Origin of the sequence: Solwaraspora sp. WMMD792 (assembly GCF_029626105.1) — a bacterium.
Classification (GTDB): Bacteria; Actinomycetota; Actinomycetes; order Mycobacteriales; family Micromonosporaceae; genus Micromonospora_E.
Genome location: NZ_JARUBH010000009.1, coordinates 5,334,909 through 5,360,371, shown reverse-complemented (window position 1 = coordinate 5,360,371; position 25,463 = coordinate 5,334,909). Strand labels below are relative to the sequence as shown.

At 69.7% G+C, this 25,463-nt stretch carries 21 protein-coding genes, 2 tRNA genes, 1 pseudogene and 2 CRISPR repeat arrays; of the genes and pseudogenes, 11 read left to right on the top strand and 13 right to left on the bottom strand.

Features of this window, described 5'->3' with window-relative positions; translation table 11 throughout:
• Positions 1-2 precede the first annotated feature (2 nt).
• Positions 3-266, top strand: a complete 264-nt coding sequence (gene cas2 / locus O7629_RS25010) for a CRISPR-associated endonuclease Cas2 (RefSeq protein WP_278172197.1) — start codon at positions 3-5, stop codon at positions 264-266.
• Between the two features lie 117 nt (positions 267-383).
• Positions 384-1,805: a CRISPR direct-repeat array (repeat unit 30 nt; unit sequence GTCCTCATCTGCCCTACGAGGGATTGCAAC).
• A 56-nt stretch (positions 1,806-1,861) separates the two neighbouring features.
• Here cas2 and istB (O7629_RS25005) read toward each other — a convergent pair.
• Together istB (O7629_RS25005) and istA (O7629_RS25000) are read right to left on the bottom strand one after the other, a co-directional pair.
• Positions 1,862-2,656 (bottom strand): IS21-like element helper ATPase IstB, encoded by a 795-nt coding sequence (gene istB / locus O7629_RS25005; RefSeq protein WP_278148120.1) that lies wholly within the window; start codon positions 2,654-2,656, stop codon positions 1,862-1,864.
• Positions 2,656-3,885 (bottom strand): IS21 family transposase, encoded by a 1,230-nt coding sequence (istA, locus tag O7629_RS25000; protein WP_278169419.1) that lies wholly within the window; start codon positions 3,883-3,885, stop codon positions 2,656-2,658. The genes istB (O7629_RS25005) and istA (O7629_RS25000) overlap by 1 nt, the downstream gene beginning before the upstream one ends.
• 58 nt (positions 3,886-3,943) lie before the next feature.
• Positions 3,944-4,242: direct repeats of the CRISPR family, unit length 30 nt; unit sequence GTCCTCATCTGCCCTACGAGGGATTGCAAC.
• A gap of 63 nt (positions 4,243-4,305) precedes the next feature.
• Between istA (O7629_RS25000) and istA (O7629_RS24995) the strand changes: the two genes are divergently transcribed.
• A complete protein-coding gene (istA, locus tag O7629_RS24995) occupies positions 4,306-5,568 on the top strand; it encodes an IS21 family transposase (protein ID WP_278174675.1) in 1,263 nt (420 codons plus the stop codon).
• Positions 5,569-5,609: 41 nt separating this feature from the next.
• On the top strand, positions 5,610-6,374 hold the full coding sequence (gene istB, locus O7629_RS24990; RefSeq protein WP_278174674.1) for an IS21-like element helper ATPase IstB: 765 nt from the start codon (positions 5,610-5,612) through the stop codon (positions 6,372-6,374).
• A 201-nt stretch (positions 6,375-6,575) separates the two neighbouring features.
• Here the strand turns inward: istB (O7629_RS24990) and O7629_RS24985 are convergent.
• Positions 6,576-6,937 (bottom strand): annotated as a pseudogene (locus O7629_RS24985) (transposase).
• A gap of 308 nt (positions 6,938-7,245) precedes the next feature.
• Between O7629_RS24985 and O7629_RS24980 the strand changes: the two are divergent.
• Positions 7,246-7,515, top strand: a complete 270-nt coding sequence (locus O7629_RS24980) for a hypothetical protein (protein ID WP_278172196.1) — start codon at positions 7,246-7,248, stop codon at positions 7,513-7,515.
• Positions 7,516-7,985: 470 nt separating this feature from the next.
• Here the strand turns inward: O7629_RS24980 and O7629_RS24975 are convergent.
• The 3 genes from O7629_RS24975 to O7629_RS24965 form a co-directional block, all read right to left on the bottom strand.
• Positions 7,986-8,058 (bottom strand) — tRNA-Arg (locus tag O7629_RS24975).
• A 35-nt stretch (positions 8,059-8,093) separates the two neighbouring features.
• Positions 8,094-8,184, bottom strand: a tRNA-Ser gene (locus O7629_RS24970).
• 86 nt (positions 8,185-8,270) lie between these two features.
• Entirely contained in the window at positions 8,271-9,521 is a 1,251-nt protein-coding gene (locus tag O7629_RS24965; protein ID WP_278172195.1) for a multidrug effflux MFS transporter, read from the bottom strand.
• Between the two features lie 632 nt (positions 9,522-10,153).
• On the opposite strand from O7629_RS24965, the gene O7629_RS24960 reads away from it, so the two are divergent.
• The 3 genes from O7629_RS24960 (at position 10,154) to O7629_RS24950 (ending at position 15,916) form a co-directional block, all read left to right on the top strand.
• Entirely contained in the window at positions 10,154-10,825 is a 672-nt protein-coding gene (locus tag O7629_RS24960) for a trypsin-like serine protease (RefSeq protein WP_278172193.1), read from the top strand.
• 988 nt (positions 10,826-11,813) lie between these two features.
• A complete protein-coding gene (locus O7629_RS24955; protein ID WP_278172192.1) occupies positions 11,814-14,915 on the top strand; it encodes a LuxR family transcriptional regulator in 3,102 nt (1,033 codons plus the stop codon).
• Between the two features lie 236 nt (positions 14,916-15,151).
• Positions 15,152-15,916, top strand: a complete 765-nt coding sequence (locus O7629_RS24950) for a DUF5995 family protein (RefSeq protein ID WP_278172191.1) — start codon at positions 15,152-15,154, stop codon at positions 15,914-15,916.
• A gap of 63 nt (positions 15,917-15,979) precedes the next feature.
• On the opposite strand, the gene O7629_RS24945 is transcribed toward O7629_RS24950, so the two are convergent.
• Entirely contained in the window at positions 15,980-16,405 is a 426-nt protein-coding gene (locus tag O7629_RS24945) for a helix-turn-helix domain-containing protein (RefSeq protein ID WP_278172190.1), read from the bottom strand.
• 135 nt (positions 16,406-16,540) lie between these two features.
• Here O7629_RS24945 and O7629_RS24940 point away from each other — a divergent pair, with 135 nt between their 5' ends.
• Positions 16,541-17,455, top strand: a complete 915-nt coding sequence (locus O7629_RS24940) for an SDR family oxidoreductase (RefSeq protein ID WP_278172189.1) — start codon at positions 16,541-16,543, stop codon at positions 17,453-17,455.
• Here the strand turns inward: O7629_RS24940 and O7629_RS24935 are convergent.
• The 3 genes from O7629_RS24935 to O7629_RS24925 are packed head-to-tail and all read right to left on the bottom strand — an operon-like array spanning position 17,444 to position 19,962.
• Positions 17,444-18,310 (bottom strand): Dam family site-specific DNA-(adenine-N6)-methyltransferase, encoded by an 867-nt coding sequence (locus O7629_RS24935; RefSeq protein ID WP_278172188.1) that lies wholly within the window; start codon positions 18,308-18,310, stop codon positions 17,444-17,446. The two genes, O7629_RS24940 and O7629_RS24935, sit on opposite strands and share 12 nt — an antisense overlap.
• Entirely contained in the window at positions 18,264-18,740 is a 477-nt protein-coding gene (locus O7629_RS24930; RefSeq protein WP_278172186.1) for an NUDIX hydrolase, read from the bottom strand. Before O7629_RS24930 ends, O7629_RS24935 begins: the two co-directional genes overlap by 47 nt.
• Complete coding sequence (locus O7629_RS24925; protein ID WP_278172185.1) at positions 18,733-19,962, bottom strand: nucleotide disphospho-sugar-binding domain-containing protein; 1,230 nt, start codon at positions 19,960-19,962, stop codon at positions 18,733-18,735. The genes O7629_RS24930 and O7629_RS24925 overlap by 8 nt, the downstream gene beginning before the upstream one ends.
• Positions 19,963-20,044: 82 nt before the next feature.
• On the opposite strand from O7629_RS24925, the gene O7629_RS24920 reads away from it, so the two are divergent.
• Positions 20,045-21,001, top strand: coding sequence for a 50S ribosomal protein L11 methyltransferase (locus tag O7629_RS24920; protein WP_278172184.1), 957 nt, complete (start codon positions 20,045-20,047; stop codon positions 20,999-21,001).
• Here O7629_RS24920 and O7629_RS24915 read toward each other — a convergent pair.
• The 3 genes from O7629_RS24915 to O7629_RS24905 form a co-directional block, all read right to left on the bottom strand.
• Positions 20,983-22,155, bottom strand: a complete 1,173-nt coding sequence (locus O7629_RS24915) for a 4-hydroxybenzoate 3-monooxygenase (protein ID WP_278172183.1) — start codon at positions 22,153-22,155, stop codon at positions 20,983-20,985. The two genes, O7629_RS24920 and O7629_RS24915, sit on opposite strands and share 19 nt — an antisense overlap.
• Positions 22,155-23,300 carry a hypothetical protein gene (locus tag O7629_RS24910; RefSeq protein ID WP_278172182.1) on the bottom strand — a complete coding sequence of 382 codons (1,146 nt, stop codon included), beginning with the start codon at positions 23,298-23,300 and terminating at the stop codon, positions 22,155-22,157. The genes O7629_RS24915 and O7629_RS24910 overlap by 1 nt, the downstream gene beginning before the upstream one ends.
• Positions 23,301-23,545: 245 nt before the next feature.
• Positions 23,546-23,806 carry a hypothetical protein gene (locus tag O7629_RS24905; RefSeq protein WP_278172181.1) on the bottom strand — a complete coding sequence of 87 codons (261 nt, stop codon included), beginning with the start codon at positions 23,804-23,806 and terminating at the stop codon, positions 23,546-23,548.
• Between the two features lie 332 nt (positions 23,807-24,138).
• Between O7629_RS24905 and O7629_RS24900 the strand changes: the two genes are divergently transcribed.
• Both O7629_RS24900 and O7629_RS24895 read left to right on the top strand, forming a co-directional pair.
• Positions 24,139-24,378, top strand: a complete 240-nt coding sequence (locus O7629_RS24900; RefSeq protein ID WP_278172180.1) for a DUF397 domain-containing protein — start codon at positions 24,139-24,141, stop codon at positions 24,376-24,378.
• 247 nt (positions 24,379-24,625) lie between these two features.
• Positions 24,626-25,453 (top strand): helix-turn-helix transcriptional regulator, encoded by an 828-nt coding sequence (locus tag O7629_RS24895; RefSeq protein WP_278174673.1) that lies wholly within the window; start codon positions 24,626-24,628, stop codon positions 25,451-25,453.
• Positions 25,454-25,463 lie beyond the last annotated feature (10 nt).

Genomic DNA, 25,463 nt, shown 5'->3' with positions numbered 1-25,463 from the left:
CGGTGTACGTGATCGTCGTCTACGACACCGCCGCGAAGCGCAACCCGCTGATCCTGCGGACCTGCCGGCAGTACCTGCACCACGTGCAGCGCAGCGTATTCGAAGGCGACCTGAGCGAGGCGCAGCTGCGCCGCTTCCGGGCCGCTGTCGAGGAGGTGATCGACGGCGGCTACGACAGCGTCCTCGTCTACACCTTCCCGCCCGGCACCAGCGGCCAACGACAGGAGTGGGGCCGTGCCCAGCCCGCACCGTCCGACATCCTCTAGATCAACATCCCGGATTTCAGCGACACGCCGGGGTCCGCTGCACAACCGGAGGTTCACTGCAAAACTCAGCCCGACACCGACCTCGACAGGCCCTCTGACCTGCGACTTAAGCTTCGGGTCCTCATCTGCCCTACGAGGGATTGCAACACAACCCACCGGGCCAACTCGACGTCTTCGGGGGTCGTCCTCATCTGCCCTACGAGGGATTGCAACGTTTCGTTGCCGGCTGCGGTTTGCCGGCGGGCGCGGGTCCTCATCTGCCCTACGAGGGATTGCAACCCGAACTGGCCCGCTACGACGACCCGCGCCGTAACGGTCCTCATCTGCCCTACGAGGGATTGCAACGCACCCTGTACGGCTGGACGTTCCCGATCGCCGCGTCCTCATCTGCCCTACGAGGGATTGCAACGCGATGACGTCGTGGCCGGCGTAGAGCAGGGCGCGTACGGGTCCTCATCTGCCCTACGAGGGATTGCAACATGGTGGCGCCGGTGGTGTCGTCGACCAGGCGGAGTCCTCATCTGCCCTACGAGGGATTGCAACACGAGCACCAGCTCCGGGCCGGTGCCGAGGACCAGGTCCTCATCTGCCCTACGAGGGATTGCAACATCTCGTCCGACACCCGGCGGACCTCGAAGGCGATGTCCTCATCTGCCCTACGAGGGATTGCAACTCCACGGTGAGACCGTGGGCGCGGACGGCGTAGCCGACGTCCTCATCTGCCCTACGAGGGATTGCAACGCTCCACCAGCTCCCAGATCATCGCGTGCGTCGGGAGTCCTCATCTGCCCTACGAGGGATTGCAACGCCGTGGCCGCACAACAAGCTCGACGGGGTGGCCTGCCGGTCCTCATCTGCCCTACGAGGGATTGCAACTTGGCGTCGGCGTAGGGGTCGACGATGGTGTACCGGGTCCTCATCTGCCCTACGAGGGATTGCAACCAGGTGACCCGGCTGCGTTCCCTGTCCTCGATGTCCTCATCTGCCCTACGAGGGATTGCAACGACAGCGACCCTGCCGCCGTGGACACTGCCCGGGCGTCCTCATCTGCCCTACGAGGGATTGCAACACGTGGTCGCGGTCGAGGCCGCCCATCTCTTCCCACCGGTCCTCATCTGCCCTACGAGGGATTGCAACATGACATCGAGGACGCTGCGCGGGCTTACGACGTTGGTCCTCATCTGCCCTACGAGGGATTGCAACGCCTGCGTGAACAGCTCCGGCTCCTGCCGGCCCTGATGTCCTCATCTGCCCTACGAGGGATTGCAACATCAGGTCCCGCCAGTGCGGGCTGAGCGTCCGCCGTACCGGTCCTCATCTGCCCTACGAGGGATTGCAACAGGTGTACCGGACCGCGACCCGCCTGGGCGTGGACGTCCTCATCTGCCCTACGAGGGATTGCAACTCCAGGACCCGGAGCGCGACCGGCAGCGCGTACGCGTCCTCATCTGCCCTACGAGGGATTGCAACTCGGCACCCTGGCTGGTCAGGGAAAACGGAGCCAGCCCGGTCCTCATCTGCCCTACTGTCAACGCCGCCTCAATCGTGACCACCGTGGTCCGGCTGAAACTGGACCACCCCGGTTTGGTTGATCTTCAGTCGTTGGTCTTGGTCGCTGCCGGGACGCGGCCGAGGTCGCGGTCCTTGAGCCGGTAGCTGTCGCCCTTCATCGAAACGACCTCGGCGTGGTGAACAAGCCGGTCGATCATGGCCGCGGCGACGACGTCATCACCGAAGACCTCTCCCCACCGGCCGAAGGGCTTGTTACTGGTGACGATCAGCGAGGCACGTTCGTAGCGGTTCGAAACCAACTGGAAGAACAGGTTCGCCGCTTCGGCTTCGAAGGGGATGTAGCCGACCTCGTCAACGATCACCAGCGGGATCCGGCCGAGTTTGACGAGCTCGTCCTGCAGCCGGCCGGCGTGGTGGGCGTCAGCGAGACGGGACACCCACTGAGCGGCGGTGGCGAACGCGACCCGGTGTCCGGCCTGGCAGGCCCGGATACCGAGACCGATGGACAGGTGGGTCTTGCCGGTGCCGGGCGGCCCCAGGAACACGACGTTCTCCTTCGACGCCACGAAGTCCAGAGTGCCCAGGTGGGCGATCGTCTCCCGCTTCAACGACCGCTGGTGTTCGAAGTCGAACTCCTCCAGGCTCTTGCGTGCCGGGAACCTCGCCGCCCGGATACGCCCCTCACCGCCGTGGGCCTCCCGGGCCGCCACTTCGCGTTGCAGACAGGCGGCGAGAAACTCCTCGTGCGTCCACGACTCCGCCCGGGCCCGCTCCGCGAGCCGGTCCACCGACGCCGCCAACGAGGGCGCCTTCAACGCACGGGTGAGGAAAGCGATCTCGGAGGAGACGTTGCGGTTGCCGGTCGTTCTGGAGGCCATCACGCGGCCGCCTCGGCATCGACACCGAACATGCGGTCGTAGTCGGCCAACCTGCGGTGCTCCACCTCGGCCGTGACCGCCGGTGCCGGCGCCTGCCGCGCGGCGGTCCGCAGATCGGCGGCGGCCTGACGGTGAGCCGGGTCGGTGATGCTCTGATGCCGCGCCCAGCACCGGTCGTGCCGGGCGACGAGACGGCCCTCGCAGAGCACCTGCACCCGGTCGGCGTCAGCGACCACGTCGACCCGGCGGCCCACCACCATCGGGTGCACCGAGTAGTCGTTGCCGTCCAGCCGGACGTAGTGGTCGCGGGGCAGACGGGTGCTCCGCCGCCAGCCGACCACCGGCGCGACCGGCGGCAGCGTCAACATCGCCGCTCGGTCGGCCTCCCACCGGTCCACCGGCCGGCAGCCCAGCACCCGGTGCCGACGCTGGTTCGCCCGTACCAGCCATTCGGCAAGCTGGGCGTTGAAGTCCCGGGGCGAGCTGAACCGGCGCCCGGGCAGGAACGACGTCTCAAGATAGCCGTTCGCCCGCTCCACCAGGCCTTTGGCTTCCGGATCCGCCGGCCGGCACTGGAGCACGCGGATCCCGAGAGTGCCACGGAAGCCGTTCATCGCCTCGGTCAACTGCGGCCTGCCGGCACGCCACTGGCCAACCGCTGACTCGTTGTCCCATACCAACGTCCTGGGCACCCGACCCCACCCGGAGATCAACGTCCAGTGTCCGACCAGCAGATCCGCCGACTGCCGGGACGGGATCATCACCGCCGTCAGCCACCGCGAGTACCCGGACACCATCACCATCACCGGCGGCCGTCCGACCTGACCGAACCCCAGGGGCACGTCCGCCGGCGGGAACCACAGATCACACTGCGCCAGCTCACCCGGCAGGTACTCGGTGCGCTGCGCCGGGTCAGGCCGGCGGAACAACGGCCGCAGCCGCTGCACCCGGTCACAGAACACCGTCTTCCCACGGGTCCACCCGACCCGTTCCATGATCACCGTCGAGGGCATGTCCGGGAACTCCGCCAACAACGCCCTGATCTGCGGCTCGACCGCGTCCACGATCGAGCCCTTCGCCGCCCGTCGGTACCGCGGCGGCTCATCACTGGCCAACGCCTTCTTCACGGTGTTGCGAGACATCCTCAACCGCCGTGCGATGGCCTGAATCGCCATACCCTCCGACCGCCGCAGCCGCCGGATCTCCGCCCAGTCCTCCACGTTCAGCACCTCCCGATGCTTCAGGAGGTGGTCCCGATTCAGCCGGAACCACGTGGTCAGTTTTCACGCGGAGCTGACACCTACGAGGGATTGCAACGGTCGACCATCGCCTGCCACTGATCCTCGGGGATGTCCTCATCTGCCCTACGAGGGATTGCAACATGACGAGCAGGTCGCTGCTGACGGCGTTGGCGTAGGCGTCCTCATCTGCCCTACGAGGGATTGCAACGCGTACAGCCGGCCGGCGGTCTCACCCCACCGGGCCGACGTCCTCATCTGCCCTACGAGGGATTGCAACTCCTGCGATCGCCGCGGCGTCGGCACCGTGGTTGTCCGGTCCTCATCTGCCCTACGAGGTGTCGCCGCTTCCTGAAAACTGACCCACCAGGAGTCTCCGAAAACTGACCCATCCTGCTGTATGTGAGGAGGGTGCTGAAAGTGGAGGACTGGGCTGAAATACGCCGGTTGCATCGTGCGGAGGGCGTACCCATCAGGGAGATCGCCCGCCGGCTGGGAGTGGCCCGCAACACGGTCCGGGCGGCGTTGGCCAGCGACCGGCCGCCGAAGTACGAACGTGAGCCACGAGGCTCGGTCGTCGACCCCTACGAGCCACGGATCAGGGCGTTGCTGACCGAGTGGCCACGGATGCCCGGGCCGGTGATCGCCGAGCGGATCAAGTGGCCCTACTCGATGCCGCCGTTACGCAGACGGCTGGCGGTGATCCGGCCGGAGTACGTCGGTGTGGACCCGGTCGACCGGACGGTCTACGAGCCGGGCGAGATCGCCCAGTGCGACCTGTGGTTTCCCGACACCGCGATCCCGGTCGCGGCGGGCCAGTCACGCACGAAGCTACCGGTGCTGGTCATCACCCTGGGGTTCTCCCGGTTCATGACCGCCGTGATGATCCCGTCCCGGCAGGCCGGCGACATCCTGTCCGGGATGTGGCGGCTGATCTCGCAGCTGCGGCGGGTGCCGAAAACCCTGGTGTGGGACCGGGAATCCGCGATCGGCGGGACCGGACGGGTCTCGGTGCCGGCGGCGGCGTTCGCCGGAACCCTGGCCACGCGCATCCGGCTGGCTCCCCGCCGCGATCCGGAGTTCAAAGGCATGGTCGAACGCACCAACGGATTCCTGGAGACCTCGTTCATGCCCGGCCGGCTGTTCACCTCACCCGCCGATTTCAACACCCAGCTCGACGACTGGCTGGCCGGGGCCAACGCCCGCACCGTCCGCTCGGTCCAGGGCCGCCCGGTGGACCTGCTGGCCACCGACTACCTGTCGATGATCCCGCTGCCGCCGGTGCAACCCCCGACCGGGCTGACCAACCGCGTCCGGCTCGGACGTGACTACTACGTCCGCGTCGACACCGTCGACTACTCCGTCGACCCGCGCTCGATCGGCCGTCTCGTCGACGTGAACGCCTCGCTGGACACCGTGACGGTGTCCTGCGACGGCCAGATCGTCGCCCACCACGACCGGTCCTGGGCCAGACACGGCCTCGTCACCGACCCGGTCCACAAGGACACCGCGCAACGCCTGCGTCAGGCCTTCACCGAGGAACGCCACCGCCGCCAGGTGTCCGTGCGCCACCACAGCGACGGTCACACCGTCGCGCTGCGGGCGCTACCGGACTACGACGCCCTGTTCGGCGTCGACTTCACCAACCTCACGACGAAAGCGAGTGATCAGTGACCACCACCACGCCACCGCGGACCAGCACACCCAGGGATGGGATGCCGTCGATGATCTCCTACCTGACCAGGGTGTTGAAGACGCCCACCATCGGCGCTGTCTGGGAAGAACTGGCCGAACAGGCCCGTGACCAGAACTGGTCCCACGAGGAGTACCTGGCCGCCCTGCTGCAGCGTCAGGTCGCCGACCGGGAGTCCAAAGGGACCACGATGCGGGTCCGCACCGCCCATTTCCCGCAGGTCAAAACTCTGGAGGACTTCAACCTCGATCACCTGCCGTCGCTCCGCCGCGACGTCCTGGCCCACCTGGCCACCAGCACGTTCGTTCCCAAGGCGGAGAACGTGATCCTGCTGGGTCCACCCGGACTCGGTAAGACGCACCTGGCGATCGGACTCGGCGTCAAAGCCTGCCAGGCCGGCTACTCGGTCCTGTTCGACACCGCCAGCAACTGGATCGCCCGCATCGGCGCCGCCCACCAACAGAACCGTCTGGAAGCCGAGCTGAAGAAGATCCGCCGCTACCGGCTGATCATCATCGACGAGGTCGGGTACATCCCGTTCGACCAGGACGCCGCGAACCTGTTCTTCCAGCTGATCGCCTCACGCTACGAGGTCGGCTCGGTCATGGTCACCTCGAACCTGCCCTTCGGCCGCTGGGGCGAGACGTTCTCCGACGACGTCGTGGCCGCCGCGATGATCGACCGCCTCGTCCACCACGCCGAGGTCCTCACCCTCACCGGCGACTCCTACCGCACCCGCCAACGCCGTGAGCTCCTCGCCAAGGAAAACCGCACCAGCCGCGACTAACCAACCATGGGTCAAAATTCCCAGACTCATGCAGGGTTCAGATTGCCGGAGCGTTGACACGAGGGATTGCAACAGGTGCTGGACGGCCAGGGCGACCGCGAGCCGGCGGGTCCTCATCTGCCCTACGAGGGATTGCAACTGAAATGTCAACGGTCTTCCTGACCTGGCCCTGACACGGTCTCGGTGATCGCGGACGGTCGATTAATCGGCGAGTAGGACGGGTCGGCGGAGCAGGTCGGGGTTGGCCCGGCGTACATCTGTCTTTTGAGTGTTTTGATGCGGTTTACGGAGCCTTCGACGGCACCGGAGTTCCAGCTCGTGGTCAGGCCGGCTCTGACCGCGTCCCAGTCCGGGCGCAGGCCTTTGGCGAACGATCGGATCTCCGCGATGGTGCTGTGCTCGGCCTGTTCGACCCAGGTCGTGAGGCGGTCGCCGCCCCGGGTCCGGACCAGGTCGGTGAACCCGCGGGCCAGGTCTCGGATGGCCGCCAGGTCCGGGCACAGACCACACAACCGCTCGAGTTCTGCCCGGTGTTCGTCGGTGAGTTTGTCGATCGGGCGCATGATCCAGCCGGTGATGTCGCGGGTGGGTGGCGGCGCTGGTGGTACCGGCGTCGGCGTGTCGCGGCCCCGGACGCCGAAGTGTCCGAGGTCGGCGTGCGGAAACGCCCACCTGTCCTTCGACCGGACGGCACCACGACGGGCCACATGGTCGTCTGGACAGCCTCGTTCGCCCAGCTCATCGACCCGACGTTGGTCCAGGATCCGACGCTGTTCGCGCTCGCGGCAACAGACCCCATCTACTCCATCCCGGTGTCCGTCGCGCTGCCGACAGATCCTGACGAGGTGCTACGGGCACGTCCGGCGTGGCGTTGGACGAACGGCTCCACGCCTCGTGGCTGCTGTTACCGGAGTGGACCGAGGCGATGAACTCGGTCCTGGCCGGGGCGGAAGGCACCGCAGCGACGCTCGGCGGGCTGGCGCTGGCGACAGACGCGCTCGTCGCGCTACGCAACCTCGGACAGGAACGGGACCTGACCCAGCTTCTACACCTCTATCCCCAGCTCGGGGCGCTGCTCTCCGGTCGGGGGCAGCTTCCGCCGCTGCCGGCGCAGGTGCCACCCGAACTGCTGCACGGCTGATCACAAACGATGACCACGGGGCCGGTCCTGCCACCGCACCAGGTGGGGCGCTGGCCGGTGAGCAGAAACTCGCGGCAGCAGGGACCTGCTGGGGCGATCGTCGGAGGAAAGTGATCACCGCTCGCTACGTTCCTCTAACGGCAAGTTGACATTGACGGATACCGGCGACAGTGGCAGCCTGCCCCCGCACACCAAACCGGGCGACACGGCCCCGCCTCCAGCACCGCGAACCCGGCCGGGGGAGAGCGGCACCTCGACCACGGAAGCACGTCCCACTGTCTGGACTTTCGATCCGACGCGGGTAACCATGATCAAAACCCATCGGGACAGGACGGGTCACCCCTGGACTGGCCGGGACGTGAGGGATGCTCGTCGCACGAGCACCCACCGAGCACCCAACCGACCACAAGGGACGGAAAAGCGAAAGGGCCTGACTGCCGTTTCGGCAGGTCAGACCCCTGTTGATCTCGCGCGCCCGAAGGGACTCGAACCCCTAACCTTCTGATCCGTAGTCAGATGCTCTATCCGTTGAGCTACGGGCGCAGGTGCCTGGCAAGCATACACGCCTCGCCGAAGCGCGGAGACTCCGGGATTCGAACCCGGGAGGGGCTTTAAGACCCCAACCGCATTAGCAGTGCGGCGCCATAGACCAGACTAGGCGAAGTCTCCCCGGCGGCCGCTCCAGACCACCGCCGGTCGAGGATACAGGGCACGCCGCGCCCGGGGCAAAGCACCTCCCCGGGCCGCAGCCGACGTCAGTGCGGCGCGACCGGCGTCGGCGCGGCCCGGTCGGGAACGGGCAGACGGCCGGGACGCACGACGACCAGGAGCACGATCAGCGCGGCCAGTACGCCTCCGGTGATCACCGTCGCCATCGCGATGCTGCCGGTGCCGAGTAGCCCGACGACCGGCGCGGCGAGTGCGCCGACACCGAACTGCACCGCCCCGAGCATCGCGGACGCGGTCCCGGCAGCTTCCCCGTGGCCGGCCAGGGCCAGCGCCGGAGCGTTCGGTAGCGCGAACCCGGCTGCGGCGAGAACGGCCCACAGCGGGATCAGGACGCCGGGTAGCCCGCCGACGTTCGTTGCCGCGAAGCCGAGCAGGATCAGCCCGCAGACCAGCCCGGCGATCAGTGAGGTCCGCAGGATCTGCTGCGGTGAGTAGCGGCGGAGTAGTCGTACGTTGAGCTGGGTGGCGGTGATCATGCCGACCGCCCCGGCCCCGAACGCGATACCGAACTGTTGCTCGTCGAGCCCGTACTGGTCCTGCAGGACGAACGACGAGCCCGCGACGTACGCGAACAGCGACGCCATCGAGAACCCGGCGACGAGCACCAGGCCGACGAAGATCCGGTCCCGGAACAGGCTTCCGTACACCCGGAGGGTGTCCAGCACCCGGGCCGGACGGCGGCGGTGCGGCGGCAGCGTCTCGGGCAGCCCAAGGGCGGTCACCGCGATCAGGGCGAGCCCCAGTACCGCGAGCGCGGCGAACACCCCTCGCCAGTGCGTCCAGTTGAGCAGCGCGCTACCGAGGGTCGGCGCGAGAACCGGCGCGACGCCCATGACCAGCAGCAGCCGGGACAGTACGCGGGCGAAGGCGATCCCGCTGAACATGTCCCGGACGACCGCCATCGCGATCACCGCCGCCGCGGCGGCTCCGAAGCCCTGGACGATCCGCAGCGTGCCGAGCACCGCGATATTCGGTGCCACGGCGCACAGGACCGAGGCGAGCACGTGCAGACCGGTGCCGACCAGCAGCGGTCGGCGTCGACCCCACACGTCCGACAGCGGCCCGATGATCAACTGGCCGATGGCCAGCCCGGCGAGTGTGCCGGTCAGCGTCAACTGGACGCCGGCTGCGGTGGTCTGCAGGTCGTCGCTGATTGCCGGTAGTGCCGGCAGGTACATGTCGATGGTCAACGGGCCGACCGCGATGAGCGTGCCGAGCACCAGGATCAGCCGGATCCGCTGCCATGAGCTGAGCGACTCACCGGGAGTCGGCTCCACGACGGGGACTGTTGCGGACCCGCCGGGCCGTTGGGCGAGCGCTGTCATGGTTCCTCTTCCGCGATGGCGCGTCGTCTGCGCGCGGTAGGGCGCGGGTCGTCGCGACCCGACTGGTACGCCAGTGCTGCCGCTGTGCAGGCGCGCAGCCAATCTCACAAGCTAGCCGTCGCGCCTGCCATTCCCGTTACGGCGAACGGTGTGGCGCGTCACAGCGGCGCGAACAGTGCACTCGTCGGCCCGGATGTCGGCAACCGCACGCGTGGAGGGCCGACGCCGATGGCGCCTGCGGCGGGAGCCGGCCCACCCAGGCCCGCCGGCCCACCCAGGCCAACCCCGGGTGGCCAGCGTCCACCCGATCACCGTACCGACTATGACACACGACAATGCATATTGCGTACGTCATATCTTCGTACGGCAGGTCGCTCCGTAGGACGCTATCAGAAATAATCGGTCCGGAGTCTTGTCGTGGAAACCGTCGAAGCCTAATCTCTGGCATCACCGATGCGCGACTCGCGTCGCCGGTGCGGCGCCTGCCCGGCGTCGCCGGACAGCAGGTGTCCACCGACGGAACCCCGTCGTGGGACACCGGCCCGGAATCCCCCGGGGCAACCCCTTCGGTTAAGGAGCCAGCCTTGCGTATCCGACTCACCCTGGCCATCGCCGCGACCGCACTGGTCGGCGCGTTCGTGGCCCCGTCCGCCGCGGCTGCGGCACCACAACAGATCATCGGCGGCGGCACGGTTTCCTCGGCACCGTGGGCGGCCGCCGTCTTCCAGAACGGCTCGTTCGCCTGTTCCGGCTCGATCATCGCCTCACGGTGGGTGCTGACCGCGCGGCACTGTCTCGGTGGGTCGATGTCGGTGCGAGTGGGCAGCGTCTACCGCTCCTCGGGCGGCGCGACCAGCACGGTCAGCGCCACGTACGGCCGGTACGACCTCGGCCTGCTCTACCTGAGCTCGGCGGTCTCCACCAGCTACGTCACGTTGGCGTCCAGCAACCCACCGGTCGGCTCGACGAACACTATCTACGGCTGGGGCCGGACCTGCAGCAACTGTGACGCCTCGGCGCAGCTGAAGGTCGCCTCGGTGCGTACCACAACGAACGGCGCGTCCGACGCGTACGGCGGCCCGGCGATCCGCAGCACCGGGGTGAACGGCGTGGCCTGGCGGGGCGACTCCGGCGGTCCGCAGTTCTACAACGGGCAGCAGGTGGGTGTCTGCTCGACCGGCAACGGGTCGACGTACCAGAACTACGCCTCGGTGGCGTCCAGCCGGAGCTGGATCCGCTCGGTGACCGGGGTCTGAGTCTGTGACGACCGGAGCGGCCGACATCGGCCGTTCGGTACGCGGGGGGTCGGTGGGCGTCCCGCGTACCACCTGATCCGCCGGTTCGGCGGCCGCTGCCCGCAGCGGCCGCCGAACCGGCACCGGCCGCCATACCTGTACCGGCTCGCTCCGGCCGGTGATCGACATTGGTGGTTGCTGGTGGAATCTGAGCCTCGTGCCGGCGGCGCGGTAGGTTTCCGCGGTCACGGCGACATCGCCTGGGGCGGCATGTGCCTGCAGCCGAGCGGCTATGTTGATCAAGTCGCCGGTGAGGAATCCGACGCCGCCGTCGACTGCACCGGCGGTGTCGATGGCCGCCGCTCCGGTGGCCACTCCGACCCGGATCCGTACCCGCGCGCTGTCGGGAAAGTCGGTACGGCGGACCGCGTCGGCGAGTTCGAGGGCGGCCCGCACCGCCGGGTACGCGCCGCCATCGCCATGATCATCGTCGTTGCCGGCGATGCCGAAGACCGCCATCACCGCGTCTCCGATGTACTTCTCCACCACTCCGTCCCACCGTCGAATCACCGTCCGCACCGCGTGGAAGTAGCGCAGCTGCACGTCGCGGACCTCCTCCGGAGTAAGCCGACTGGACAGGGCGGTGAAGCCGACCATGTCGACGAAGAGCACGCTGACCGTGCGGCGGCGGGTCCGGGCGGCTGGAACGGACCAGCCAGACGGCGGTTTCCGTCGCGCTCCGCAGTTGGCACAGTAACGGTGGGTCGACCTTACGGATGTACGGCAGATCGGGCCGGCTGCGTGGGTCGGGCCGGTGGGGCGGCGGTAGTTGCGGCGGAGCGTCCTCATGATCGCCTCCTGCGCGGTGGTGGTGGTGCTCCAGTCCGCTCCCGGGTGGACCTGATCCGGTCCGTGTGGACCGACCTACGGGACGGATGGCTGAAACGTTTGCAGCCCAGCGCAGCCCTAGGATCTGTAGAACGACGTATGTCAGATACTCCCACCCTTTATGTCGGTGATCGGATTGACACAGTCACGCGATGGCAGGTCGCTGGCCCCCAGCTCCGACGAGGTTCCCTTCGTCGGGCGGCAGGCTCAGCTGCAGGTGTTGCACGAGTCGCTACGTAGGGTCGAGCGGGGGAACACGGCCGCGGTCTTCGTCATGGGCGAGAGCGGCATCGGTAAGTCGCGGCTGCTGAGCGCGGCCAGCGACCGGCTACGTACTGCCGGTGCCCTGGTGCTGTCCGGGGCATGTCTGGACATTGGGGACTCATCACCGCTGCACCCACTTCGGCAGGCTCTGCGGCGCTATCAGCCGGCGGCCGGCCGGGCCGGCATCCTGTCCGGCGCTGCGGCCAACGAGTTGATCTCGGTGCTGGACGGCGAGGCCCGGCATCCCGACGGAGCCGGTGACCTGCTGGAACGGCTCACCCGTGGACTCGGCGCGGTTGCCGCCGGACGGACTCTGGTGCTGGTCATGGACGATCTGCAGTGGGCCGACCTGACCACCCGGCATCTGCTGCTGTACCTCCTCGCCGGGCTGGGTGACGTCCGGCTGCTGCTGCTCGGCGCGGCACGGACCGAGACGCTGCGGGGCGACGATCCGATCCGCCGCATGCTGCTGGAGTTGCGCCGGTCCCGGTCGCGTTCCGGCGCGGTCCACGTGTTGGAGCTGGAGCCGCTGGACCGGACGGAAACCGCCCAACTCGTCGCGGAGCTGCTCGGCGGCGACCCGGAGCCCGACCTGGCCGAGTCGGTGTGGCGGCGCAGCGGTGGGGTGCCGTTCCTCGCCGAGGAGCTGGCCCGGGACGCCAGGGACGGCCGGGACGGCCTGTCGGAGACCCTGCGCGAGATCACCCTGGCCCACGTCGACGCCTTGCCGGCCGATGCCCAGCTCGTGTCACACGCGGTCGCCGCCGGCGTGGAGCCGGTAGCCCACGACCTGTTGGCCCGGGTCGCCGAGCTCGGCGAGGACCGGCTGCTGCAGGCGGTACGCGAGGCGGTCGGCCAACGGGTGCTGCTGTCCGAGCCGGACGGGTACCGGTTCCGTTATCCGCTGATCCGCGAGGTCCTGGAGCCGCGGCTGCTGCCGGGGGAGCGGGTCCGGTGGCACCGGCGGTACGCCGAGGCACTCGTCGCCGGCCCCACCGGTGACCTGCAGCACGCCCGGTTGGCGTACCACTGGCGGGAGGCGGGCGAGACCACCCGGGCGTTGCCGGCCGTGGTCGCCGCCGCCGAGGAGGCGGAGCGACTGTACGGCTTCGCCGAGGCGTTCGAGCACTGGGCCAGCGCGGTCGACCTGGCCAACCAGGTCCCGCCGGCCTGGCTGGTCGAATTCGACGCGACCATGCTGGGCCGACGCGCGGCGGAGGCGGCGCACCGCAGCGGCGAGCACGAGCGCGCGCTGGCCCTGCTGGAGCAGTTGGCCACCAACCTGTTCGGTCCGCCGCCGTCCTGGCTGTACACCCTGCGGGCGCGGTACCTGACGGCGGTCGGTCAGCTGGCCGAGGCGGAGCGCGAGTACGACCGGACGCTGGCTGCGGCCGACGCCGCCGCCGGCGAGCGGGTCGCCGCCGCCGCGCACTCCGCCGATCTGCTGCTGCAACTCTGCCGGTACGCCGACGCCGGCCGGCGGGCCCAGGAGGCACTGGACCTGGCTGCCGGGGTGCCCGACTGTGCCTCGGCGATGGTGCTGGCCGGGGTGACCCTCGGCTACAGCCAGGCGTACCTCAACGACCCGGCGGCGGGCAAGGAAGCGGTCCGGCAGGCGCGGCGTACCGCCGAACTGACCGGCGGCCCGGCGGACGTCGCCGTCGCCGACCTGCAGCTCGCCGAGCTGCTCAGTGGACACCTCAACGAGTTGGAGGAGGGGGTCGCGGTCGCCCGCCACGGCGCGGAACGGGCCGAGCGGGTCGGGCTGGCCCGCACCTACGGCACCCGGCTGCTCTCCGCCGCCGCCAACGGGCTGTTCCGGCTCGGCCGGTGGAGCGAGGCCGAGGAGGTGATCACGGCCGCGCTGCGGCACCGGCCGTCCGGGGCGGACGCGGTCGAGCTGCTGCTGGCCCGCTGCCGGATTCATGTGGGTTTCGGCCACCTCGATGGTGCGGAGTCCGACCTGGAGGCGATCGAGACCCTGCTGGCCGCTGGCGGTGGGATGCGGCACATGCTGCCGTTGCTGACGTTGCGCGCCGGGCTGGCCATGTGGCGTGGCCGGCATGCCGAGGCGCGGGAGGCGGTACAGCAGGGCATCGACCTGGCCGAGCGGCACTCGGGTGACGTCTGGTTGCAGGCGCCGCTGGTCTGGCACGGGCTGCGGGCCGAGGCGGAGGCCAGGTCCAGCGGGACACCGACCGACCCGCAGGCGGTGCAGCGCCTGGTCAAGGTGGTCGGCCGGATGGAACGCAGCAGCAACACGGAGACTGCGGCACCGGTACGCGACGCGGTGATCGGTTACCGGGAGCTCTGCGCCGCGGAGATCAGCCGGATCGACGGCCGGTCGGACCCGGTGCTCTGGTCGCGGGCCGCCGAGGTCTGGGAGCGGCGGTGCCATCCGTATCCGGCGGCGTACGCCCGGTTGCGCCAGGCCGAGGCGCTGTACGCGATCCGTACCCGTAACGCGGACGCGACCCGGGCGCTGCAGGCGGCGTACCGGACCGCCCGGCGGCTCGGCGCCCGCCCGTTCACCCAGGAGATCAAGGCCCTGGCCTCCCGCGCCCGGGTGGCGTTGGGCGCGGGTGAGTCGGAACCGATGCCCGAGGTGGACAGCCAGGAGCGGGTCACCCTGCGGGCCGGTCTGACCAGCCCGCCCACCGTCGGCGAACGGGTGGCCCGGGCGTTGGTCAACGACCGCGCGAAGCGGACCTCGATGGTCGAGCGGGCCGGCCAGGTGCTCGCCCCGGGCGGTCCGGACGAGCTCGCGGTGCTCACCGACCGGGAGCGTCAGGTGCTGGAGTTGGTCGCGGAAGGACGGACCAACCGGGCGACGGCCGAGGCGCTGTTCATCAGCGAACGTACGGTCGGTGTGCACGTGTCGAACATTCTCAACAAGCTGCAGGTCAGGACGCGAGTGGAGGCGACTCGGGTGTTCATGCGTAACCAGCCGCGTGCCTGATACCCGACTGTGAACCTGCCAGTCCGGTGCGTAGCGGCCGCCGACCGGCCGGTCCACCCCGGCCGGTTGACGTCTCGGCCGGAAAACCGCACACCGGGGCGGCGGGATCGGCCAGTGAGACACCCGTCGTTGCGCCGATACCTGCGGGTTGGCAGCGGCTGCCACTGTAGGGACCGACCGTTTCGGTGACGACCGCCCGCCCGGGGCGAGGGAGCACTGCAGACTGGAGGTGTCCGATGCCAGAACTCCGCTGGGGTCACGTGCACGACCAGATCATGGAGGTCCTCGATCACCGGCCGACCGACGTCGCCGGCGTGGTCGAGGATTTGGCGGCGCTGCAGAAGCTGCTCGAGGCAGCCACGCCGAGTGACAGCGACAATCCGGTGGCCGACTTCAACCATCTCTACTGGGTGATCACCAGCACCATCGACGAGCGGCTGCAGGCCGGTGAGTTCGCCGACCCTGCCTTCCTCACCCTGCTGGACATCGAGTTCGCGGAGCGGTACTTCGCGGCGCTGCGCTGCTGGGGCAACCGGGGCGACACCCCGGCGGCCTGGGAGGTGCTGTTCAGCCGGCTGCGCGACGAGAGCGTACGGTCGTTGCCGTCGGCCGCCGCCGGGGTGAACGCGCACATCAACTACGACCTACCGTTCGCCCTGCTGAGCACCTGGGCCAAGCTCGGGTCGGGCCCGGACAACGACGAGCAGCACCGCGACTACCTCTACATCAATGAGATTTTCTTCGACCGGATCCCGCAGCTGCGGCGCAGCTACCTGAGTAGCTGGCAGATCTGCCTCGATCGGCTCAACGGGCAGGTCGACGACTGGTACCAGAACCGGTTGGTGGAGTTCACCCGGGACATCGCCTGGCGGGACGCGGCCCGGATGTGGCCGATGCGGGACAACCCGACCATGCTGGAGAGTGAGCGGCTGCGGATGGACCGGCACACCGCCTTCCTGGGCTGGGCGTTGCTCTCGCCGGTGGGCAGCCTGCTGCAGTGACGCCCGGCCGGGTGCCTGCCGTTCGGCTGCCGGTGGTATCCGCTGTGGGTGGGGCACCCGTGGTCAGGCGGTCCGGTCGAAGCTGTCCCGGGCCGCGAGCACCGTCGGCATCTCGCGTTCGACCAGCTCGATCAGGTCGACCAGCTTGCCGGCGACGGCGCGGCCGAGCGGGGTGAGGCTGTACTCGACGCGGGGCGGGATGGTGGCCTGGACGTCCCGGACGACCATCCCGTCGCGTTCCAGCGCTTGCAGGGTCTGAGCCAGCATCTTCTCGCTGATGCCGTCGACCCGGCGGCGCAGCGCGTTGAACCGGTAGTTGCCGGCGAACAGAGCAGCCAACGCTAGTGTGCCCCATTTGCCGGTTATGTGGTCTAGGGTGGCTCGTGACGGGCAGTCGCGGGCGAAGACGTCGGTCACCAGGGCGGCCGTCGGGTCGTCGGTCGGCGGGCAGGATTCGCTGTGCGGCGCGGGCGCGGACCGGCTGGCCATGTTTCCAGGGTATCTCCCAGTGATGTGTCGAATGGGCCACAGCACTTACTGATCCGCTTGCGCTTTCGAAAAGTTAGTGCAGGCTGGTGGGTGAGGGCGATCGTGGGGCCGCCCCGCAGGGACGTAGGAGCTGACATGATCACTGTCACCGGTGCCGCCGGCCAGCTGGGCCGGTTGGTCGTCGACGAGTTGCTGGACAGCGGACTGCCGCCGGCGCAGATCGTCGCCGTCGTACGGAACCCGCAAAAGGCCGGCGACCTCGCCGCGCGCGGCGTACAGGTCCGGCACGGTGACTACGACCAGCCGCAGACCCTCGGGCCGGCCCTGGCCGGTACCCGCAAGCTGCTGCTGATCAGCGGCAGCGAGGTCGGCCGGCGGATCGACCAGCACCGCAACGCTGTGGCGGCGGCGAAGGCGGCCGGAGTCGACCTGATCGCATACACCAGCATCCTCAACGCGGACACCAGCAGCGTCCCGTTGGCCGCCGAACACCTCGCCACCGAACAGATGATCCGGGACAGCGGCCTGCCGTTCGTGCTGCTGCGCAACGGTTGGTACCTGGAGAACTACACCGGTTCGGTGCTGCCGCAGGCGCTCGCCACCGGCAGCGTGCTGGGCGCTGCCGGCTCGGGTCGGGTCGCCGCCGCGACCCGGGCCGACTTCGCCGCCGCCGCCGTCGCGGTGTTGACCGCGCCAGCACCCGCCGGCAGCGCCGACACCGCCGGAACAGCTGACACCGCCGGAACAGCCGGCACCGTCTACGAGCTTGGTGGTGATGAACCCTTCACCCTGGCCGAGCTGGCCGCCGAGATCAGCCGGCACAGCGGGCGGGAGATCGGCTACCAGGATCTTCCGGCCGACGTGTACGCCAAGGCGCTGACCGACGCCGGGGTGCCGGAGGCGTTCGCCAGCATGCTGGCCGCCTCCGACGTCGGCATCTCCCGGGGCGATCTGACCACCGACAGCGGCGACCTCGCCCGACTGATCGGCCGGCCCACCACGTCGCTCGGCGACGCTGTCCGGGCCGCCCTGGTCGGCCTACCGGGCTGATTCGCCGTTCGGCAGTTGGTAGTTGGTGACCAGCAGATCCCAGCTGCCCCGCTTCGCCGACTGCAGGTTGATGTCCCGGCGGGTCGCCATCCGGGCGATCAGGAAATCCGCGCCGAACAGCTCCCGTACGAACGGCGTGTCGCTGTTGGTCAGGGTCAGTCGGACGCCGCGCCGGCTGGCCCGTACCATCGCGTCCCGCAGCCGCACGTGATCGGCCGGCCCGAACTGTGTCGAGGTGTACCGCCGGAAGTCCGCCCACCCGCCGAGCGGTACGTACGGCGGGTCCAGGTAGACCCAGTCGCCGGCGGTGGCCTCGTCGAGTTGCTCGGCGAAGTCGGCCACCCGCAGCTCCGCGCCGGCCAGCGCGTGTGCGGCCTCCAGCAGCACCCGCCGGTTGTAGTACGGCCGGTCGTAGGCGCCGTACGGTGCGTTGAACTCGCCCCGTCGGTTGACCCGCCACAGCCCACGGAACGCTGTCTTGTTCAGGTAGATCACCCGGACCGCGCGTTCCAGATCGGAACAGTCCGTCGGCGAGCGGCGGCGGACCGCCGCGAAGTGCTCCGGCGTGTTCGGTTGTTCGTCCAGTAGCCGCATCACCGCTTCGGGGTCGCGGGCGACCTCCCGGAAACAGACGATCAGCTCCGGGTTGGCGTCACTGAGCACCGCCCGCTGCGGCGCCAGCTCGAAGAAGACCGCTCCGCTGCCGAGGAACGGCTCCCGGTAGCTGCCGGTGAACGGTGGCGCGGCGGCGACGAGGGCGGCGGCGTACCGGGTCTTCCCGCCCGCCCACTTGAGGAACGACCTACCGTCAGCCCTGGTGGTGGAGCGCGCGGACCTGGCGCCGGCCCGGATCATGGAGCGGATCATACGGGGCGGTGACCCGCCAGGCGTAGTGCGGCGAGGCGAGGAACTCGGCGAGCAGGCTCGCCGAGCCGGGAGCGAACGGCCGGCCGTCGCTGATCTGGTCCGGCCGCAGGAACTCCATCGCGGCACCCTCGCCGAGCCGGACGTCGCACTGCCGGGCACGGGTGGAGCCGAAGTAGTAGTGCGCCGTACGCTGTGGGTTCAGCTGCCGGCGGCAGAACAACCGCAACCCGTGCTCGGGCCGTAACCCGGTCTCCTCGGCGAGTTCGCGCAGCGCCGCCTGCTCCGGTGTCTCCCCCGGCTCGCAGTGCCCGCCCGGCACGCACCAGGCGTGCGGATGGCTCGGCGCGTTGCCGTCCCGTAGCTGCAGCAGGACGGAACCCGCCGGATCGACCAGTAGCACCGCGGCGACGTCACCCATCGGTCCAGTGTGCGGCGGAGCCGCCGGTAACGGGGGCGAGCGCCGAAAGCTGGTCGGCGTGGCGGTCGATTCCACCCGGATGTGCGAGTCGGGTGGCGATCTCGGCCGGTGCCGGCAGTCTCGACATCAGCTCGGCCGCGTCCGCCACCCCGCTGGCCGGACCGTCCTCGGCCAGCAGTTCGGCGAGCAACTGCGGGGTCACCTCCTCGGGTGCGCAGCCCAGGCCGAGCCGGTGCCGTCGGACCAGGTCGGCGTTGCTGAACTGGTCGGCGCCGTGCGGCAGGACCAGTTGCCGTACCCCGGAACAGATCGCGCCCATCATCGTCCCGGAGCCGCCGTGGTGCACCACGGCGGAGCAGCCGGCGAGCACCTGGTGCAGCGGCAGCCAGCCGGCGGGCCGGACGTTGCCGGGCAGCGGCCCGAGCGCGGTCACGTCGGCGTCTGTGCCGAGGGCCAGCACGAAGTCCGCGTCGGTCTGCCCGGCGGCGTCGATGGTGTGGCGCAGACCGGTCAACCCGGCCAGCGCCGGCACCACGGTGCCGAGGGTGATCAGCACCCGGGGTCGCGCGGTGGGCAGGCGCAGCCAGTCCGGCAGCGCACCGCCGGCGTTGTACGGCACGTACCGCATCGACCATCCGTCGCCGTCGCCGATCATCAGCTCGGGCGGTGCCAGGTGCAGGACCACCCGGTCGGGCAGTTCCAGCGGTACGCCGTTGCGCTCGTACGCCGTTGCCAGGTACGGCAGGAACCGGGCGGCCAGCGCCTCTTCGCGGAACAGGTTGAATCCGTGCTCGACGGCGGGCACCCGCAGCGCGCGGGCGGCCATCAGTCCGGCCGGATGCAGCCGGGAGTGCACCACCAGGTCCGGCCGCCACCAGCGGGCCAGCGTCAGCGTGCCGTCCGCCATCAGGTCGGAGACCCGCCCGAAGGTCTCCAGCAGCAACGGGTCGGTACGGCTGCCGGCGGCGGCGATCCGCCGGCCCCGCTCGCGCATCCGGGCGGCCAGTTCGGCCGTCGTGCCGGTGCCGGTGCCGAACACGGCGGCGATCGGGGCGCCGGGGGCGACGTCCACCGCCGGCAGGCCGGCCCGGGCCGCGCCGGCCAGTCCTTCTGCTGCGGTGCCGACCAGGACGTCGTGGCCGGCCGCCCGTAACGCCCAGGCCAGCGGCACGGTAGGGAAGAGATGCCCGACTCCGGGCGGGCTGGTGAACAGGACGCGCACCGAGGAACCTTCCGGTTGACACTTGAGTCGACAATGGATAATTTATCGTGATTGATCCGGTTTCGCGAGAGGGAGTTCATCGATGGCTGGGCCGACGGACATCCCGTTCACGCCGGAGCTGCACCTGCGACTGCTACTGAGCATCGACCGCGGGCACAACGTGCAGCGCGCGGTCCGCAGCGCGGTCCGGCCCGGTGACCGGGTGCTCGACGCGGGCACCGGCAGCGGGCTGCTGGCGCTGGTCGCCGCCGACGCGGGCGCCGCCGAGGTGGTCGCGGTGGATCGGCACCATGTCGGCATGGCCGAGCGGATCGCTCGGCACAACGGGGTGGCCGACCGGATCACCTTCGTCGAGTCCGACCTCGCCGATCTCGACCCGGAGGATCTCGGCGGTCGGTTCGACGTACTGCTCGGCATGATCCACACCAACAACCCGTTGCTGGACGAGGAGCGCTCCCGGCTGGTCGTCGAGCTGCGTCGCCGGTTCGGCACGGCCGACTGCCGGGTGCTGCCGGGCGAGGTGCGCTACCTGGCCACCGGCTGCGACCGGCTGGACTGGGACCTGCCGACCGAGCTGGCCGACCTGGCCCAGGCCACCGAGACGCTGCAGGGGGCGTACGGCTGGGACTTCCAACCGCTGGTGGACGCGGTCCGCGACGGGGTCGCGATGCGTGCCGCCCGGCCGGCCAAAGGGGTCGCCCCGGCCTGGCGGTCGCCGACCCGGTCCGGCGCGCTGCGCTTCCCGCGAAACGACGTGCGGCTGCTCACCGCCGCCGAGGACTGGGTGACGGTGGACTACCAGGCGTCGTCGTTCGACGGGTTCCCCGACCAGGTGCGGCTCAACACGACCGCCGCCGGGCGGCTGACCGGGGTGATCTGGACCCAGCAGCTGCGGTACGCCGGGGTGCCGCTGTGGACCAGCGAGTCGTACAGCCCGCTGGCCGGCCCGCGCCACGTCGGCCCCGGGCAGGAACTGGTCTTCGGCACCGGTGCGACGTGGCGGGCGACAAACGTCCTCAGTCACCACCACCCGACGTAGTCCTCCAGGAACGCGGCCAGGTAGGCCGGTGAGTCGACCAGCCGGGTCAGCCGCGCCGCCTGCACCCGGTGCAGGAAGGCCGCGTCGGCCGTGCCGTATCCGGGGGTGTTCACCAGGTCCATCATCCAGTGCACGAACTCCTGGGCCCGCCAGATGCGGGCCAGCCGGTGCTGCGAGTAGGCGTCCGACCGGCGGTGGTCGCCGGCGGTGAACCGCTCGATCAGCCCCAGCGCCAGCTCTTCCGCGTCGGCCAGGGCCAGGTTGAAGCCCTTGCCGCCGACCGGCGGCACGATGTGTGCGGCGTCCCCGGCGAGGAACAGCGACCCGTACCGCATCGGGTCACAGACCAGGCTGCGCATCCGGACGGTGCCGGTGTCGGTGACCGGCCCGGTGTGCAGCGTCCACGGCTCGTCCAGCGCCAGCCGGATCCGGACCTCCTTCCAGATCCGCTCGTCCGGCCAGTCCGCCCGGGTCTCGTCCCGCCCGCACTGCAGGTAGAACCGGCTCACCGTCGGCGTCCGGCGGACGTGTACGCAGGCCCCCGACTCATGCAGGGCGTTGATCACGCAGTCGCTGGACGGTGGGGCTTCGGCGAGCACCGACAACCAGGCGTAGTCGTACTGGTAGTCGGCGCAGCGCAACGCCCCGGCGGGGACGGCCCGCCGGGCGACGCCGTACTCGCCGTCGCAGCCGGCCACCACGTCGCAGCGCAGCTCACGGCCGTCGGCGAGCCGGATGCGGGGCTGCCCGGTCAGGTCGTCGATCGCCTCCGCCGCGGTCTCGAACCGCAGGTCACCGCCGTCGGCGAGGTAGGCGTCGACCAGATCGCGGACCAGGAACTGCTGCGGGTAGATGTAGTGGCTGCGGCCGCCCGCCAGCGGCTCATAGCGGACCGGGTAGCGCCGCCCGCCGAGCCGGAACTCCACCGCGTCCTCGACCGCGCCGGTCCGCAACAGGTTGCCGGCCAGGCCGTGCCGGCGGAGCAGGTCGACCACCCGGTGCTCCACGGTGGCGCCCCGGGCGCGGTTGGCGACGTACTCGCGGTCCCGACGCTCCAGCACCACACAGTCCACCCCGGCCCGGCGTAGCAGTACCGCCAGCAGCATCCCGGCCGGCCCGGCGCCGATGACGCCGACCTGGGTACGCTCGTTCATCACCGGTCACCGCCGGCCGGCTGGTCGACCTGCCCACCGGCGTCCGCGCCCGGCGTTTCGTCTCCGTGGCCACCCGGGCCGGTGTCCGGTGTCCCGCCGCCTTCGGGCCCACCGGGTGTCCCGCCCCTGTCGGTTCGGTCCCGGTGGCTGCCGTGGAGCGCGAACAGCCGGGCCCGCATCATCTGCCGTACCACCTGCACCCCCGGAGACGTACTGCGTCCCGCCGACCGGGCGGCCATCCGGAGGCTGGGCAGCACGTCGCCGCCGAACCGGGCGCAGATCAGTTGGTGCGCCTCGTACGCCTCGACGGTCGCTTCGACGAACTCGTCGAAGGCGCTACCCAACCGGGCCGGGCCGATCTTGGATCGCATCGCGCGGACCTCGGTGAACAGCGCCATGAGGTGGGCGTGGTCGCGGGTCTGCAGGCCACTGAAGCCGGCCCGCACCGCAGGTGGTGCCATCGCCGGACGGATCAGTCGCTCGTAGTCGACCGGCGAGAAGTCCGAGGTGAACCGGAAGGCGGCCGCCGAGCTGCGCATGAACGCCGTGGCGACCCGCAGCCCGGCTCGCGCCTCGGCCTCGTCGCCGTCGGCGCTGGCACCGAGGAAGCAGTTCAGCCCGGTGATCGCCCCCTGCATCAGGGTGAAGAAGAACTGGTGACCGATCAGCCACCGGTCGGCGGCGGCGTCGGAGTCACCCGGATCCGTCCCGTTCGACTGTGGGTGCGGCGGGCGTTGGACGGGCTGGTCGAGAACGCCGATCGGCTGGTTGTCGACGTCGTGGCCCGCGTACCGGTACAGGCTTTCCAGCCCGAGCCACAGCTGGGCGACATAGCCGTCGCTGAGCTGCGAAAGCCCATTTTCGTCGACGTTCTCCCGAACTGCCAGATGCGCTATTGCCAAGGCGTGGAGAAACGCTGATTCCGGTGCTTGACGCGTACGGCGGATCTGGAAGTAGCGGTCATGTTCCTGATAGTCGACTTCCTGGTAGTCGACGGTGGCCGGGTCGGCCCGGACGCCCGACATCGCGCTGTCGAGCGGCTCCGGGGCCGAGGTGTGGGGGCCGTCGGCGATCGCAGCACGGAGTCGGTGCCGGTTGGCCGGCAGCAGCTCCGGATAGGGTAGGCACAGTGCACCATCAGACACAGGGCAGCCCTTCTGGTGGCTTCCGGGCATGGGTACGGTGTCGCAATACCGTGCCGGCGGAGTGGCCTATTCACCGCGCCGCCGGTGATCCACAATGCTCGCAAATTCTCGCGGCTGCTGTGATGGCTGTCAATCCCTGTGTAGTTTTTCGCCTACTGAGTGGTGACTTTGTGCACGTCAGCGGCGCGATATTGAGTTGGGCGACCGGCGGAGGCGTTCGGTGCCCTCCGGTTGGAGGGCGACCGTCAACGGGGTACCCGGTCCAGCATCGGGTCGGTCTCGGCCCGTGGCAGCACGTACGGCGCGGTGATGGTGTCCACCCCGGTACCACGCGAGCCGGTGGGGCGGTAGGTGACGGTCGCCGCGCCGGCTGAGGCGGTCTCGATGATCCCGGCGCACCAGGTGCCGCCGCGGTAGACCCAGACCGGGTCGGACGGCTGGTACCGGTCGGTCGGGTAGACGTCCCGGGGATCGCGTTGGTTGGGGTTGAGGATGGGAGCCGGCATGCTCATCGCCCTCCTGTCTCGCTGCGCGCGGTGTGTCTCGTGGCTGCTGCCGTCGGATGACGCCGGAGGCAGCTGACCGGCCCGCAAAGTGGTGACTCTGCGTGCATCGTTGTCTACGCCGCCCCTGGCCTTATCGGGGGTGATGTCGTCGAATGTCCGATTATTCATCACGATGGGTAAACCGCCGGATACAAGTTCACGTGCGCTATCATGCTCGCAATACCTTGCAGGCGCAAGAGCAGATGCACGTGCATTTGACCCTTCCGCGACGAGGCGCGGCCGACCCCGGAGTCCTACGTCTGTTGCGACAATGTCCGATTTGGATTGTATGTATGCATAAGCCGGATAGTGACGTTCCAAGTACCGACCTGCCGACCCTCGCCTGGCGCAAGAGTGGCCGCAGCAACCCCAGCGGGAACTGCGTCGAGCTTGCCCGGCTGCCCGGTGGCAGCGGGATCGCTCTGCGTAACTCCCGCTACCCGGACGGTCCGGCGCTGATCTACACCCGTGCGGAGATCGAGGCGTTCATCCTCGGCGCCCGGGACGGTGACTTCGACGACCTGATTCGATAGCATCGATCCGGCCGGGGGCCTGCACCGTGGGCCCGTCCGGACTCTGCTGGTGACGACCGTCCGCACCGCACGGCGGTGTCCACTGGTCGGACCGGTATCGACGGGGCCTTAGGGATCACCCTCAGGTCATGGCATGCTTACTCGCCAAGAGTAGCTGCCATACGACGTGACGGTGTCCGGAGGTCGGTGGGTGACGATGACGGCCCAGCCAGATGGCGGATCGGCGACCGGGCCGACCGTGCTGCGGATGCTGCTCGGCGCGCAGCTGCGGCGGCTCCGGGAGAGCCAGGGAGTGAGCCGGGAGGCGGCCGGCTGGCACATCCGCGCCTCCGAATCGAAGATCAGCCGGATGGAGCTCGGCCGGGTCGGCTTCAAGGAACGCGACGTCACCGACCTGCTCACCCTCTACGGGGTGACCGACTCCCGGGAACGCACAGCGCTGCTCGGGCTCGCCCGGCAGGCGAACACGCCCGGCTGGTGGCACCGGTACGGCGACATCCTGCCCAGTTGGTTCCAGTCCTACCTGGGGCTGGAGGCGGCCGCGAAGATGATCCGCAGCTACGAGGTCCAGTTCGTACCCGGCCTGCTGCAGACCCGCGACTACGCCCGAGCGGTGGTCCTACTCGGACACGGTCGGGCCCCGGCCGACGAAGTGGAACGCCGGGTCGAGCTGCGGATGGAGCGCCAGGAACTGCTCCATCGGCCGCAGCCACCGAACCTGTGGGCGGTGATCGACGAGGCGGTGCTGCGTCGGCCGATCGGCGGCCCCGCCGTGATGCGCGACCAGATCAACGCTCTGATCGAGGCGACCAAGCTACCGAACGTACGGCTGCAGGTCGTGCCGTTCGATGCCGGCGGGCACGCCGCCGCCGGCGGAGCCTTCACCATCCTGCGCTTCGCCGACCAGGACCTGCCCGACATCATCTACATCGAGCAGCTGACCAGCGCGATCTACCTGGACAAGCGGGAGGACGTCGACCACTACGCCGCCGCGATGGAGCGGCTCTGCGTCGAGGCCGACCCACCCGCCCGTACCCAGGACCTGCTCCACCAGATCCTGCGCGACCTGGACTGAGCCGGCCGAC